General features: G+C 48.0%; 12 protein-coding genes. 8 read left to right on the plus strand and 4 right to left on the minus strand.

Annotated features, from left to right (window positions below):
* Positions 1-329 (plus strand): hypothetical protein (locus ABW391_RS25150; RefSeq protein ID WP_353484663.1); only part of this gene is annotated, 329 nt, incomplete at its 5' end.
* A 26-nt stretch (positions 330-355) separates the two neighbouring features.
* Here the strand turns inward: ABW391_RS25150 and ABW391_RS25155 are convergent.
* The gene (locus ABW391_RS25155; RefSeq protein WP_353484664.1) at positions 356-1,294 is read right to left on the minus strand and encodes a PD-(D/E)XK nuclease family transposase; all 939 of its coding nucleotides are present in this window, start codon (positions 1,292-1,294) and stop codon (positions 356-358) included.
* Positions 1,258-4,728, minus strand: a complete 3,471-nt coding sequence (locus ABW391_RS25160; protein WP_353484665.1) for a transglutaminase family protein — start codon at positions 4,726-4,728, stop codon at positions 1,258-1,260. The genes ABW391_RS25155 and ABW391_RS25160 overlap by 37 nt, the downstream gene beginning before the upstream one ends.
* A 332-nt stretch (positions 4,729-5,060) precedes the next feature.
* Between ABW391_RS25160 and ABW391_RS25165 the strand changes: the two genes are divergently transcribed.
* The 4 genes from ABW391_RS25165 (at position 5,061) to ABW391_RS25180 (ending at position 9,235) form a co-directional block, all read left to right on the plus strand.
* Positions 5,061-6,521, plus strand: coding sequence for a circularly permuted type 2 ATP-grasp protein (locus ABW391_RS25165; RefSeq protein WP_353484666.1), 1,461 nt, complete (start codon positions 5,061-5,063; stop codon positions 6,519-6,521).
* Positions 6,522-6,602: 81 nt separating this feature from the next.
* Positions 6,603-7,538, plus strand: a complete 936-nt coding sequence (locus tag ABW391_RS25170; protein WP_353484667.1) for an alpha-E domain-containing protein — start codon at positions 6,603-6,605, stop codon at positions 7,536-7,538.
* A gap of 13 nt (positions 7,539-7,551) precedes the next feature.
* Positions 7,552-8,445: a transglutaminase-like domain-containing protein gene (locus ABW391_RS25175; RefSeq protein ID WP_353484668.1), complete on the plus strand. Its 894-nt coding sequence runs from the start codon at positions 7,552-7,554 to the stop codon at positions 8,443-8,445.
* A 64-nt stretch (positions 8,446-8,509) separates the two neighbouring features.
* Positions 8,510-9,235 (plus strand): proteasome-type protease, encoded by a 726-nt coding sequence (locus ABW391_RS25180; protein ID WP_353484669.1) that lies wholly within the window; start codon positions 8,510-8,512, stop codon positions 9,233-9,235.
* Here the strand turns inward: ABW391_RS25180 and ABW391_RS25185 are convergent.
* A complete protein-coding gene (locus ABW391_RS25185; RefSeq protein ID WP_353484670.1) occupies positions 9,232-10,899 on the minus strand; it encodes a formate--tetrahydrofolate ligase in 1,668 nt (555 codons plus the stop codon). The two genes, ABW391_RS25180 and ABW391_RS25185, sit on opposite strands and share 4 nt — an antisense overlap.
* Before the next feature lie 219 nt (positions 10,900-11,118).
* Here ABW391_RS25185 and ABW391_RS25190 point away from each other — a divergent pair, with 219 nt between their 5' ends.
* Genes ABW391_RS25190 through ABW391_RS25200 form a run of 3 tightly spaced genes read left to right on the plus strand, consistent with a single transcriptional unit; the run spans position 11,119 to position 11,778 of the window.
* Positions 11,119-11,337, plus strand: a complete 219-nt coding sequence (locus ABW391_RS25190) for a hypothetical protein (protein ID WP_353484671.1) — start codon at positions 11,119-11,121, stop codon at positions 11,335-11,337.
* Positions 11,334-11,648 (plus strand): PIN domain-containing protein, encoded by a 315-nt coding sequence (locus tag ABW391_RS25195; protein ID WP_353484674.1) that lies wholly within the window; start codon positions 11,334-11,336, stop codon positions 11,646-11,648. Before ABW391_RS25190 ends, ABW391_RS25195 begins: the two co-directional genes overlap by 4 nt.
* Positions 11,623-11,778: a PIN domain-containing protein gene (locus ABW391_RS25200; RefSeq protein ID WP_353484672.1), complete on the plus strand. Its 156-nt coding sequence runs from the start codon at positions 11,623-11,625 to the stop codon at positions 11,776-11,778. Before ABW391_RS25195 ends, ABW391_RS25200 begins: the two co-directional genes overlap by 26 nt.
* Positions 11,779-11,840: 62 nt before the next feature.
* On the opposite strand, the gene smc is transcribed toward ABW391_RS25200, so the two are convergent.
* On the minus strand, positions 11,841-15,341 hold the full coding sequence (gene smc, locus ABW391_RS25205) for a chromosome segregation protein SMC (protein WP_353484673.1): 3,501 nt from the start codon (positions 15,339-15,341) through the stop codon (positions 11,841-11,843).
* Between the last annotated feature and the right edge of the window lie 2 nt (positions 15,342-15,343).

Raw genomic sequence — 15,343 nt, forward strand, 5'->3', positions numbered from 1 at the left:
CCTTGAGTTTAAATCAACCGATTCGCTGTTTTCAGGGTTTTCCGGCTGGCTGGCTGGCCAAAAAAATCAACAAAGAACTAAAAGAAGGGCTCTATTTTATTGGTTTAGGAGGAACACATGTTGGTTATTTGCTAAAAAAAGAGGATAAATTATACCTCATCCACGCCAATTATGTTGACTCAGCTGTAGTGACCATTCAGCCCTTGATGAAATCAGTCTTTAAGTATTTTATGACGTGGTATGTGGCCGATATTACCCATAACAGAACATTGCTTCGCTATTGGCTTAGTGGAGAGAAATGTGAATTGCCTTATCCTGATTTAGAATAAGTTTTGTCAAGATTTTATGCGCAGGATTAATTTTTTTCATTTTTAAACTCCTCCCGTAACCACTCAATTTCCTCGCTAGTCAAGCCCGTAGCTTTTTTAATAAAGTCATTATCAGCCTTTAAACCAATCAGGTTTTTCGCAATTTCATGGATTTGGTCTTCCCGTTCCAGTTGGATGACTTTACGTCTGCCTACTTCAATTTTTGATTCTTCCCATTCTTCAGGACTAATGCTCTCGTATTTGATAATTTCCGAGGCTCTAAGAATCCCAGCATTGTGAATATTTATTTTTGGATCTTCCGGGTTATGGATGCTTTCATAAATCAAATCCAACCAATCCCGATAATTCTGTGGTGTATCTACTCCTTTGTAATTGGGATTCAAATAAATAAGTTCATGGTTGAAGATTTTACGCTCCAATCCCTTAAGATTTTTTGGATTGAGAGAAGAAATTAGTACCTCGTCTCGATAAAATTCGCGGGTTTTTTCATTGATTTTATAAGGGGCAGTCATGACAACGATCGTGTAAACCGTTCGTTCCACAGAATAATCCTGAGCATTGCGTTGTTGCTCTGTAATGGCTTGCAAATGGTAATGCAGAAATCGATCAAAGTTGTGATCGTATTCCACTTTTTGAATCTCAACTATTATCCTTTTTTTGCTGTCTTCTGCAAAAATATCATATTTGAAGTTGATGTTGCCCAGCTTTGGTTGAAAGGCTTTTTCTGTTTCAATCTTTTCGGGGTCTACTTCTATGCCTACAATATCCTTGACGAAAGCTTTAAACACGATTTTATCGGTAAAAGCTTTTTTGAAAAAAACTTCATTGTCTAAACGTGCAAGAGTCATGCTGTTCAATTTTCTGTACAAAGATACATATAAAATTGTAGCAAAGCAAGAAATAAAAACCTTAATTGTTTTAAATTCAATCAACCCCTCCGCTTCCGCCTCAAGTCCAAACTCCAATTGCTTTCCGCCACAGCTGGAATTTCCATTGGGGCATCAACTTCCCGTGCGGGAAGCTCCTGAATCTCCCGAATCGGCACATCCACCGATGGTGCCACCGTAAGAGACGCTTGCGTATGGCCATAATCCCAGAAACGACTGATGCGCCGACCTTCGGCTTCAAAACTGTTTACAGGATAAGTTTCGTAGGCGCGGCCTCCGGGGTGCGCTACATGGTAAGTGCAGCCACCGATGGAGCGTTTGTTCCAGGTATCGTACACATCAATCACCAGCGGCACATCAGCTTCCAGATCGGGGTGTAAGGCACTGGGTGGCTCCCAGGCTTTGTAACGGATTCCCGACACATATTCGCCATGGATGCCGGTACTCCGCAAGGGAATGCGAATGCCATTGCACAACAACTGATAGCGGTCAGAATTAATGCCCGTTACTTTGACTTCCAGGCGCTCCAGTGAGGAATCCACAAAGCGGGCAGTACCCGAATTGCTCATTTCTTCGCCCAATACATTCCAAGGCTCAATGGCGCTGCGCAGCACCATCTGCACATCTCCCACCTGGGTACGCCCAAAAAATGGGAAGCGAAACTCAAAGAATGGCTCCAACCATTCGATTCTGAAATTGAATCCTGCAGCCTGCATTTGATTGCACACATCGCGCAAATCTTCCCTTACATAGTGGTGCAACAGGTATTTATCGTGCAGCTCCGTTCCCCATCGCACCAGTTTCTGGCGGTAAGGCTGCTTCCAAAACCAGGCAATCAGCGTACGCAGGAGCAGAATTTGCACCAAACACATTTCCTTGATCGGGGGCATGTCAAAAGCCCGCAACTCCAAAATCCCCAATCGTCCTGCCGATGAATCGGGTCGGTACAACTTGTCGATGCAAAATTCGGCACGGTGGGTATTGCCCGTAATGTCGACCAGAAGGTTGCGGAAAATGCGGTCGGTCAACCAAAAAGGCAGGTTGTCTTCGCCTGGCTCAGGAATCTGGTCAAAAGCGATCTCCAGTTCATAGAGCATTTCCTGACGCCCTTCGTCAACCCGGGGTGCCTGACTTGTTGGGCCGATGAAAGCAGTAGAAAACAGGTAACTCAAGCCCGGGTGGTTTTGCCAAAAGCACAACAAACTGCGCAACAAATCGGGGCGGCGCAACATCGGGCTATCGGCAGGGGTTACGCCACCAATGGTGACGTGATTGCCACCACCCGTACCGGTATGTCGGCCATCGAGCATGAATTTCTCTGAGCCCAGGCGGCTTAGTCGGGCCGCTTCAAAAACGCTGTCGTATATATGCAGTACCTCCGACCAGTTTTTGGCAGGTTGAATGTTCACTTCAATCACACCAGGGTCGGGCGTAACGCCCAATTTTTCGACCCGGTTGTCGCGTGGAGGCTCATATCCTTCAATGACCACAGGAATTTTAAGGCGCTCTGCAGTTGACTCAATAGCGGCCAACAATTCCAGGTAATGCTCGATCAGCTCACAGGGGGGCATAAAGATGTAGATTTTGCCACCCCGCGCCTCCACACAAATGGCGGTTTTGAGCGTATTCATCAATTTAGTAGGGCGAAAAGTATCCTTTTCCGCTTCCTCTTTCTTCTTTTTGATGAAATATTGAGGGTCTTTGAGTTTGGCCTCTTCTTCGTCGATGGCCTCTTCGTCGTAAACCTTGGGGTTGGAAACCCGTTCAGGAACCCGTTCGTCGGGAGGACCATCGTAGCGATCTCCAACTTTGTGGTAATACTCCCCCAAAGCGCCCACTTCTTCAAAAGGGCTGCGCTCAATGGGTTCTTCTTTTTGCTCAGGAGCCAATACCGGCAAGCGATTCAGGGGCATGCGCAAGCCCATCGGAGAGTTTCCGGGCAACAAAAACATGTGCTTGCGGCTGAATTCCCAGACGCAACTCCACCAGGCTTCGGTATCGCGGTTCCAACCTATTGGCAAGGAATATCCTACTGGCTTATCCAGACCGCGCTCCAGCACTTCCATCAAAGTGCGGCGTTCTACGCTATCGTGCAAGTCAATTTTGAGCGGATCAACATTGGCGGGCAAGTTGCCTTCTTCCCAGAGGTAATAAAATACGTCTTCGTATGCAGCAGAGCGGTTATCGGGGTTGATGCCAATGAATTTTGCCAATTCCTGGATAAATGCCTCCGCATGGGTATGGTCAAAATTGTAGGATCCATTGATGTTGGCCAGCCATTCGGGTTTGCGCCACAGCGGTAGGCCGTCTTTGCGCCAAAAAAGGGAGTAAGCCCAGCGGGGAATCGGTTCCCCAGGGTACCATTTGCCCATTCCATAGTGGATAAAGCCTTTTTTTCCGAAAATTTCCTTGAGTATTAGCACGAGGTCATTGCCCAATTTGCGTTTGTCTGTGCCATCGGCAGCTCCGTTCCACTGTTCGGATTCCATATCGTCTACCGATACAAAGGTGGGTTCCCCTCCCATGGTGAGGCGCACATCTCCGTCTTGCAGTTCTTGTTCCACCGCATGGCCGAGTGCAATTACATCGGCCCATTGCGCTTCAGAATAAGGCTTGGTTACCCGTGGGTCTTCGTGAATGCGTTCAACGAGGTTGCTGAAATGGAAGGTGGTATGGCAGGGTTCCAGGCCACCCGAAATCGGTGCGGCACTTCCCGTATCTGGCGTACAGGCCAAAGGAATATGGCCAGCTTCGGCCAAAAGACCCGAGGTAGGATCCAATCCAATCCAACCAGCGCCAGGAATGTATACTTCTGCCCAGGCGTGCAGGTCGGTGAAGTCTTCCAAAGCACCAGAAGGGCCATCGAGCGCTTTTTGGTCGGCTTTGAGTTGAACCAGATAACCCGACACAAACCGGGCGGCCAATCCAAAATGACGCAGCGCCTGTACCAGCACCCAACCCGAATCCCGGCAAGAACCAAGGGCTTTGCTTAAGGTTTCTTCACAGGTCTGCACACCGTGCTCCATGCGGATGCTGTAGTTTACCCGCTGGTTCAGGCTTTGGTTGATGTTGACCAGGAAATTATTAGTGGTATCGTAGAGGAATTTTTTGGAATCTTCAACAAACTGGGTCAATAAAGGGCCACTTTCGGTGATTTCGAGGTAGGGCGCCAATTCCTTGCGCAGGTGTTCTTCGTAGCTGAAAGGAAAAGATTGTGCGTATTCCTCCGAAAAGAAGTCGAAGGGATTGATGGCGCGCAATTCGGCAATCACTTCAACATCGACTTTAAACTCCTTTACTTTATCGGGAAAAACCACTCTGGCCAAAAAATTGCCAAACGGATCCTGCTGCCAGTTGATAAAATGCGGCTCAGGATGTATCTTTAGAGAATATGCGGCAATTTCGGTGCGGGAATGAACAGCAGGGCGCAACCGAATCGTTTGCGGCCACAATTTGATCAAACGATCGTATTCGTAATGGGTACTGTGGCGAATCGCTACTTTAATGGCCATGTTGAAAAAAATTTTCCAGGATGAAAAAAACCAAACGATTGAGCAAAAAAGAAATCAGTGGGTCAAAAAGTAACCCCATTCTGAAATAATGCTAGGTCAATCGCACTTATTTTTCCTGTATATTTGGTAAAAAAGCAATTTTAGATACAAAATGCGGATTGGATGGAATAACGGCAGATTGATAATTGTCCAATTTTTTCGCCATCCGTTTACAATCTCTGCAATTTTCTTGGCAATTTATTGATTTTTTGTAAAAAAAAGGTATTTTTGATCGAAACGATTTTTTATCCGTGAGCCGCATTGCTAAAGCGCTTGTCAAAACTGTATGCTTCATGACCACCGCGAGTAACTTATTTGAAAATTATCCACTCAATGCAGCCTTCTTTGATGAAGTGTTTCAGCCAGATGGTCGAGTATATCCCCACTACGAAGATGTACACCGGCAGTTTAGTATGCTGTCGAGTGCAGATTTTGAGCGACTGAACGAGTACGCCAAGCTTTCTTTTCTGAATCAAGGCATCACTTATGCTGTATACTCAGACGGCCACAAAGGTGCTGAACAAATATTTCCCTTTGACCTGTTTCCGCGCATCATTCCGGCCACTGATTGGATCAGACTGGAAAAAGGGCTGATACAGCGCAACGTGGCGTTGAATGAATTCATCAAAGACATCTATGGCAGTTGCAAAATCCTAAAAGACAAAGTAGTGCCTTCTGCCTTGATATTTTCATCGCCCCATTTCAGCGAGGAGATGAAAAGCATCCGGCCCCAGAAGGACATCTATTGCCACATTAGTGGTACCGACCTGATTCGGCACAGCGATGGCGAGTATTATGTATTGGAAGACAACCTGCGCAGTCCCTCTGGTGTAAGCTACGTATTGTCAAACCGCGATGCGATGAAGCGCACCTTGTCCAATGCATTCCGATGGGCCAATGTCGGTTCGGTCAACGAGTATCCAGCAGAATTGCTCTCGATGATCCAGTCTGTTGCGCCCAATACCGATGAAAGTCCCACTTGTGCCTTGCTGACCCCAGGTACTTACAACTCCGCCTATTACGAGCATTCCTTTTTGGCTCAAACCATGGGCATTGAGCTGGTAGAAGGGCGCGATCTTTTTGTAGAGAACAATTATGTTTACATGCGCACCATCCATGGCCCCAAACGGGTAGATGTATTGTACCGACGCATAGATGATGCCTTCCTCGATCCGCTGGTATTCCGCCCCGATTCAATGCTTGGGGTTGCAGGCATCATGGGCGCTTATCGGGCAGGCAACATCACCATCGTCAATGCACCAGGCACGGGTGTAGCTGATGACAAAGCAGTCTGTTCTTACGTACCCGCAATGATCAAGTACTACCTTGGTGAGGAACCCATCATCCCGAATGTGCCTACGTATTTGTGTGAGCGGGAAACCGACCTGAAATACGTACTGGAGTTTACCAGAGACTTGGTCATCAAACCCGTAGACATGTCGGGAGGCTACGGCGTAACCGTTTGCGACCGCCTCAGTAAAGCAGAGCTGGAAGAAGTCAAACTCAAAGTACAATCCGATCCCCGGAATTACATCGCTCAACCCCGGATGTCGCTTTCGGTGCATTCTACCTATATCGAAAACAAAGGCGAATTTGAACCGCGCCACATTGACCTGCGCACCTTCACCCTGATGGGCAAAGACCGCCAGTTTGTTCTTCCCGGCGGCCTCTCCAGGGTAGCCTTGAAAGAAGGCAATTTGATTGTCAATTCTTCGCAAGGGGGTGGATCGAAAGACACCTGGGTATTGGTGTAGACTGCTTGGATGCCGCTTCAAACGGATTGAGTCCATTCAAAAACCACACCTCAACTTTTGGATTAGAAAAAAAGAAAAACTATGCTAGCTAGAATAGCCAATACACTATACTGGATGGGGCGTTACCTAGAGCGCACCGAGCACATGGCGCGTTACCTCCGCGTACAGTATTTCACCACCCAGGACGCCCCAATGAGTCAAAACCGGGATTTTGTACTCGGGTCTATCGTCAACATGGCTGGTATTTCCTGGGAAGAGGGTAAGCCTTACAATGAATCCGAGATTTTGCACCAAATTGCCCTGGACACCAAAAATCCAATGTCCATCTTGTCGGCCATCACGAATGCGCGTGAAAATGCCCGGGGAATGCGCAACATCATTTCCACCGAGCTGTGGGAAGTGATCAACAAATACTATCACTTCGTCAACAATTACCCGGTCAATTATTTCAAAACCAGGGGCTTGTACGATTTTACCCTGACCGCAGGAGAGCATTGCTCCGTGATTCGAGGCTATGTAGACAGTACCCTGACCCACAATGAAGTATGGGCATTGATTCGCCTGGGCGTACACATGGAGCGCACCACCCAAATTGCCCGCATCATCAGTTGCAAGTTGTACGACATCTTTGTGCTGACCAATGGCAATGTAGACATGCCCGTAGAGAACTACCAATACACGGTTTTGTTAAAATTGCTGGAGAGTTTTGACATGAACCGACACCACTACAAAGCAGCACCTGACCGTCAAAAAGCATTGGAATTTCTGATTTTGAATGCCGATTTCCCTCGGTCATTGGCCTTCAATCTGCGGCAAATCCAATATTTTGTACGCAAGTTGGGCTTGCTCGAAAACTCGCCTGAAAGTGTAGGATTTATCATTGGCCGCCTATGCGCCAATTACCAATACCTTCTTTTTCCCGAAATTGAAAACCGGGTAGGAGAATTTGTGTCTGAAACGATGGGCAAAATCTATGAAATGCACGAAGCTTTAGATAAAAAATATTTTCAGGTTTAATCTGCCCCAACTTATGACCGATTACGTAGTTGAATACCGCACCCTTACGGAATATGAAAAAACCGTAAAACAAGGCGTGTATGAGTTTCTGATCATGCCCTGCGACAATGAAACCCAAAAGCTGAAACACCACCGGCTGCTGTACTCGATGTCTCGCGCACCCTTTATGGCCAACAACAAATATGGCTTTGTAACTTTACACTTTCATGCCAATAAAGAAACTTTTGAGTATTTTTCGTTGAATTTACTGGCTCAGGTGGCAAAAAATGTCCCCCCGATGGATTTGTTTTCCAACTTGGGCGCAGCCGAAGAGAAGGCAATTTTGGAGGATATTAATTTTCAAATGGACCACCAATCTTTCCTGCATACCACCACACTCAGCAAACTCAAACCTGGCGATTTTTCAGATTATTTACTCCTGCAAACTGGCGAACTGTTGGGCACCTATTTGCAGCGCCTCAACAATGAGGTGCACAATCTTTTGAGGTACCTCTCAGGCAGTACCCATACCCGTACTTCTGCGTTGGATGCGCTGCTGGGCGGAGCGGGCGTTTGCCAGGATTTTGCCCACATCATGATCGGTATTTTGCGCAACCAGGGTATCCCTGCTCGGTATGTTTCGGGGTATTTAAACCTGACCAACAACGCCAGCGATTCTCAATTGCATGCCTGGGTAGAAGTGTACATCCCTGATGTAGGCTGGCGCGGATTTGACCCCACCAACAATACCCAGGAAAACGACCTTTTCATCAAAATTGCCCACGGAAGGGATTACCTGGATTGTCAACCCATCAAGGGGGTATTGAATACCGAAGGGGGACACAAAACTTCTTACGAGGTTTCGGTACGCAACGGCAACGATTACAACTGGTTTTTGCAAGAGCAACAACAGCAGCAACAACAATAGTTTGTACTATGCAGTGGATTAACAAATTCATGAATATATTCGCAGGATAAAACACAACTTTGCAATGACTTATTGTTTAGGAATCAAAGTCCGAAGTGGCCTGGTGGCCATAGCAGATACCCGGATAACTTCTGGCACTGAAACAGCGACCGCAAAAAAAATTTCAGTTCACGAAAACGGCCGCAACAGCTTGTTTTTAATGACTTCAGGGCTGCGTTCCATTCGGGATAAAGCGGTGACTTATTTTGAAGAACTGTTTGAAGATGAATCCTTCAAGTTTGATAAAATGTACAAGGCCGTCAACATGTTTGGCGAGCAATTGAGGCGCGTAGCCCAGGAAGACAAACGATCCTTGGCCGAGTCGGGCATGTTTTTCAACCTATACGCCATTGTGGGGGGGCAATTGGAAAACGACAAGGAACACATGCTGTACCTCCTGTATCCTGAGGGCAACTGGATCGAAATTGGCGAGGGCTCGCCTTTTACCATCATCGGCAATTCGGGATACGGCAAACCCATTCTAAATCGAGCACTCAATTATGAATCCAGTTTGCGCTTTGCGTTTAAAACCGGTTTTCTTTCCTTTGATTCCACCAGGGTAAGTGCCAATGACGTGGGTTACCCCATCGATGTTGCCCTTTACCCGCGTGACTCGTTTAAGCTTGAGCAGCATCGCCTCGAAGAAAAAGATACGGCTCAAATCGGTCAAATGTGGGCCAATAAACTCAAAAACAGCATCGACGAGATCCCGGAAAGCTGGATGGACGCTTTTTTGAACAAAACGGATTAACTCAATCCAATCACTTTTCCCTCTACAACATCGATGTGCAAAGCCTGCGGGTCTTTGGGCAAGCCTGGCATGCGCATGATATCGCCAGCAACAGCTACGATGAATCCAGCACCCTGGTTGATGAGGAGGTTTTCAACGTGGAGCATAAAATCACTGGCAAGGCCAATTTCGGCAGCAGCATCGCTGAAGGAATACTGGGTTTTGGCGATGCACACGGGCAAGTGCGACAAACCCAGGTTTTCGATTTTTTTCAATTCCCGCTCTGCGGTTTTGCTGTACACCACTCCCCTGCCCCGGTAAATTTGGGTTACGACTCGGTGGATTTTTTCAGGAATCGAATCTGCCAACGCATAGGTGTGCCGAATGGGTTGAGATGGTCTTTTTTCGATCACTTCGATCACTTTTTCAGCCAGGGAAACAGCCCCTTTTCCGCCTTCAGCAAAGCCATTGTGCAGTGCAAAATCGGCCCCTCTTGCTTCACACCATTGTGCAGTGTACTCGATTTCTTCAGGAATGTCGAAATGGTATTGGTTGAAGGTGACGACTACGCTTTGTCCAAAGTTTTGCAGGTTTTCGAGGTGGCGTTCCAGGTTGGATAGACCTGCCTGCAATCCAGAAAAGTTGGGCTTTTTAATGTTGGCTAGAGCTACTCCCCCATGCAATTTCAGCGCCTGGGAAGTGGCCACCAAAACGGCAACTTTGGGTGCAATTCCCGCTTGCCGACATTTGATGTTCAAAAATTTCTCCGCACCCAAATCCGCGCCAAAACCTGCTTCGGTGATCACATAGTCCCCATACGTCATGGCCATTTTGGTGGCCAATACCGAGTTGCAACCGTGGGCAATATTGGCAAAAGGGCCACCGTGCACAAAGGCTGGCCCAGCTTCCAGGGTTTGCACCAGATTGGGATCAAGTGCATCTTTCAACAGCACGGTGATGGCCCCACCTACACCCAAATCAGCTGCGGTAAACGGTTGGTTGTCGTGGGTATAGCCCAGGAGAATTTTGTCGATGCGCTGGCGCAGGTCATCCAGATTGCTGGCCAGACAAAAAATAGCCATGATTTCCGAGGCAGCCGTGATGTCAAATCCCGTTTCTTGAGGAATGCCGTTGCTGGCGCCGTTGAGTCCCGACACGATGTAGCGCAGCGAGCGGTCGTTGACGTCCAACACCCTGCGCCAGGTGATTTGTTTCAAGGCGCGGGATGTTCCTCGGTTTTGGTATTGATAATTGTCCAACAGAGCGGCAATCATGTTATTGGCCGCCGTAATGGCGTGAAAATCGCCCGTAAAATGGAGGTTGATGTCCTCCATCGGAACCACTTGTGCATATCCACCTCCGCAAGCCCCGCCTTTCATGCCAAAACAAGGCCCGAGAGAAGGTTCTCGCAGCGCCACAATCGCCTTTTTGCCCAATTGTTGCAAGCCCTGCGCCAAGCCCACTGCCACCGTGGTTTTGCCAATTCCCGCTTTGGTGGGCGTAATGGCGGTCACCAAAATCAAATTGCTCTGGGCCACCTTGCTTTCCTCAATTTGGGTGTGGCTGATTTTGGCTTTAAAGTGACCATAGGGAATGATCTGTGCGGGGGCAATGCCAAGACCAGCAGCTATTTCGGCAATGGGCCGTAGGGAGGTTTCCTGCGCAATTTCGATGTCTGTCTTCATGTGGAATGGCGTTTTTTTTTCCAGTCATAAAGAAAGGGAATAATTCATTTAGGTGCAAGCGCAAGATTCAGCGCTTGAGGTGATTTTGATTAGGTAAAGCTGGTTTGCAATTTTGAATGGGAATGGGAACGCGGATGAAACGGATTGGGCGGATTTATTCGAAACTTTTTTGTTTTGACCAGAAAAAAACCTATTTTTAGATGATAAAACCATCAATTTATGATTTTATTGATTGAGACATCTGATCAAAATGCCATTGAAACGTTGACAGAAGTGGCAAAATCCCTAAACGTTGTTTTTCGGATTCAAGATGACCTGGATACGGTGTCTGAAGAAGAAAGACTGCGCAGAATGAACATCATTCAACAATTTAAAGGGGGGCTGAAAAACTATTTCACAGGTTACCAACCTGATAAACATGACTGGTACCAGCAATGAAGATATTTTTGGATAGTAGTGTGCTGATCGAATACGAAAAGCAAACCAAAACTGAACTCCTGCAAAAGCTTGTCCAAAGTGATCACAAAATCTTGATCAATCCGATTGTAGTCAGCGAATATCTATACCAGTTATTGGGTATTCTGGGTGGACGATCTCCAATGAGTATTTGCGAAAGTGGGAAAATCAACGAAGTATTATCACTCCATGACACAAAAACATTTCTTACTGGTTTTCACTTCCTGGCCATTCCCGAAGATGCGCTATCTTTATCAGTAGATTTTTATGAAAAAATACAATTTACTGCCTAATGATGCGCTGATTCTCGCCAGTTGTAAGCTTCAGGAGGTAAAAGTACTTGCGAGCTATGATTCTGATTTTTATCATTCGTGTGTTGCAGAAGGGATTCAGTTGATTACAAAAGTTAGTGATTTGAGGTAACTGAACTGTTACTTCAACTGGCACAAACAGTTTTTATAGACAATACAAGCTTCAGATAACCCCTACCCCACCGCCACCTCAAACTGTCCGCCCACATTCTCATAATCCCTGAAATCCACTGGCATTACGCCTGACACCCCTTGTTCGGCCATATACACGCCATAAATGGTATCCACTGCGGCCATGGTCAGCTTATTGTGGGTCACGATGATGAATTGGGAGTCTTTGGAAAACTTCTTGATGATGCGGTTGAACTTGGTGATGTTGCCATCGTCCAATGGTGCGTCTACCTCGTCGAAGATACAGAATGGCGCGGGTTTCAGCAGGTAGAGGGCAAAGAGCAGCGCCGTGGCCGTGAGGGTTTTTTCTCCCCCCGACAATTGACTGATCGTTTGGGGACGTTTGCCTTTGGGCTTGGCCACGATCTCGATGCGGGAATCCAGGGGATTCTCCGGGTCGAGCAGGATCAGGTCGCAGTTGTCGTCTTCGGTGAAAAGACTGCGGAATACGTCGATGAAGTACAAGCGCGCCTTCTCAAAAGCTTCGAGGAATTGCAGGGTCGCGGTTTCTTCGATTTCCAGAATGGTTTGTTCCAGTGATTTTTTGGCGGCTACGATGTCGTCGCGTTGTTTGGCAATGTTGTCGTACCGTTCCTTGATTTCGGTATAGGCTTCTACGGCCAGGGGGTTGATTTCTCCGTAATTGTCGAGGCGTTTTTTGAGTTTGTCTACCTCCTCCTGCATCTCTGCTTCCGGGCGTTTGATGCTGGGTTCCTCGTTCAGGATGTCGTTGATGCCGATTTCAAACTCGATGCGCAGGCGCTGCGAGATGGAACTAATTTCAAACTTGACGTCGTTGAACTTGTCTTTGAGGGTGTTGATCAAGATTTGCAAATCTTGCTGCTGGCGGGCCAGTTTGCGCAGGCGGTCTTCCATTTCCACCATCCCGGTGCGGGCCTTGAAGTAGATTTGCTCGGCTTCGGTAAGCGAAGATTCGTGGGTGCCGCGCTCGGCGTACGCCTCCTGCAACCCGGTAGCCAGACGCAACAGCTCATCGTTGACTACTGAGATGTCACGATCCGCGTTCAGAATGCCTTGCTGGTTTTGTTGCAGGGCATTTTTGGTATCGGTGATCTGTTTTTCGCGGAACGACAATTCCTGCTGAAACGTAGTGACCTTATTTTGCTGACGGATGAACTGAATGTTCTTTTCATTGTAAGCTGCCGAAGCCAGGCTGAGTTGATCGGCCAATTGGCGGAAGCTGCCATCCGTTTGTGCGATTTTTTCTTTTACACCATCCAATTCCAGGTAGCGCTCGTTGAGTTGGGCATCGATTCCACTTACCGCTTGGGTCAATTCCTGGATGCGTTTTTCGATCAATTCCCGGCGGTTGGCCACTTCCTGAATTAGGGATTCAAAGTTGGCCAAACTGGTGGACAGTGACACTTTTTCCTGCGCCAACTTGTTCAACATGCTGCGTTGTTGCTGCATTTCGAGGTCGGGGCGTTTGGCTTTGAGGGCATCTACCCGTTCTTTGAGGTTGAAGGAGGTAGTAGACAAACGGTTTTCCTCACTTTCTGCTTTTTTGATGGCCTCTTCCAGTACTTCGAGGTTCTTCTTGCGGCCAATTTTTTTGCCCTCAAACAAACCGATCGAACCACCCGATACGCTGAAACGGCGCTTGATGATGCGCCCGCTGCGCGAAAGCACCACTACGTCCTGTTCTGGCAAGGCCCCCTGGATGTCTTCTTTTTCGGTGAGCAGTACATTTTCGAGCAGGTAGCCTACCAGGTTGCGGTAAGCGGGATCGGTTTGCACCAACTCCATGGCCATTTTCATCTCTGAAAAGAGCATCATGGGCATTTGGTAGTCTTTGAAGGCATCGAGCACAAAGAAATTGGCCTTGCCCTTCTGGGTTTTGCCCAGCAGTTCAATGGCGTAGTACGCTTCTTCCAGGTTATTGACCACGAAGTAGTTGAGGTAAGGCTCCAGGAAGTTTTCGATGGCTACCCGGTATTCCTCGCCTACGTAAATCAAGTCTGAAAGCAAGGGCGCGCCTTTGTCCCAGTCTTTGCTTTTGACCAAATACTGGATGGATTCCGGGAAGCCTTCCAGGTTTTCCACCATGCTTTTGGTCAGTTTGAATTCGTTGCGTTTGGCGTCCAGATCACGGCGTACGCGGGCTATCTTTTGGGTAATCTCGCTCAGTTCCGCTTCTCCTTTTTGCAGGTCGAGTTGGCGCTGTTCTTCCGCTTGTTCGAGGCGGGTTACGGCTTCTTGTTGGGTTTGCTCTTGCTTTTCCAGTTCCTGCACCTTGTTGCGCAGGCCTGCTACCGATTCCTGGCGTTGGCGGATTTCGGCATCGTTGCGGTTGATGTCCTGGTTGTTGTTGTCGATCTGGTTGAGGTTGATCGCTTTTTGTTTCTCCAGTTCGTTGATGGCGCGTTCCAGGCGTTGTTGTTCCTGGATCACCACATCAAGGTCGGCTTTCATGGTGCCATGACCGCCGCGGGTCTTATCGAGTTGGATTTCAGCGCTTTCCAGCTCTTGCTCCAGGCGCGCTTCCACCCGTTTTTCCACATTCAGTTCCGAGCGGTAATGCTCGATGTCTTCTTCCAATTGCACGATGCGGCCCTGCGCTTGCTGGATGTCTTGCTCCTGTTTCTGGCGGTTTTGTTGCACAAACTGGAGTTTTTGCTCCAACATGCGGCGGTCGTTTTCCATTCCCCGGATACGGCCTACGAGGCTATTGAGGTCGCGTTGGCGATCAGAAAGGGCTTTTTCTTTGTCGAGGTGAGTGAGGCGTTCTTTTTCCAGAGCAGCTTCTAGGTTGCGGCTTTCGACGTCGATCTGGCGAAACTTGTCTTGTTCCTGCTCAATCTCGCTTTGCAGGGTTTTGTGTTTCCCCTTCAAAGCGCCAACTTTGATCAAAGCCAGGGCGACGCTGAGTTCTTTGTATTCGGCTTTGAGTTCGAAGTATTTTTGGGTGCGCTTGGCCTGTTTTTCCAGCGATTTGAGGTTGCTTTCAATTTCGGCCAAGAGGTCTTCAACCCGATCCAGGTCTTCGCTGGTGCTTTTGAGTTTGCTGAGGGTTTCTTTTTTGCGCAGCTTGTATTTGGATACGCCCGCGGCTTGCTCAAACATCTTGCGGCGAGAGTCTTCCTTGTCTTCCAGAATGTCGTCCACCATGCCCAGGGCAATGATGGCGTAGGAGTTGGAGCCGATGCCCGTGTCCAAAAACAACCCAGTGATGTCCTTGAGGCGGCAGGTTACGCCGTTTAGGCGGTATTCACTTTCCCCGCTGCGGTACAGCATGCGGGTGATGGTAACGGTATTGTATTCGGTCGGAAGGAGGTTCTTGGTGTTTTCAAAAGTCAACGAAACCTGGGCGATGCCAGCGGGTTTGCGCTTTTTAGTGCCATTGAAGATGACACTCGACATTTGATCCAGGCGCAGTTCCCGGCTGCTTTGCTCACCCAATACCCAGCGAATGGCGTCAACCACATTGGATTTCCCCGATCCATTGGGGCCCACAATGCCAATGACATCCGCCCCAAAATTGATGA

The organism is Haliscomenobacter sp. (assembly GCF_040403615.1).
Classification (GTDB): domain Bacteria; phylum Bacteroidota; class Bacteroidia; order Chitinophagales; family Saprospiraceae; genus Haliscomenobacter.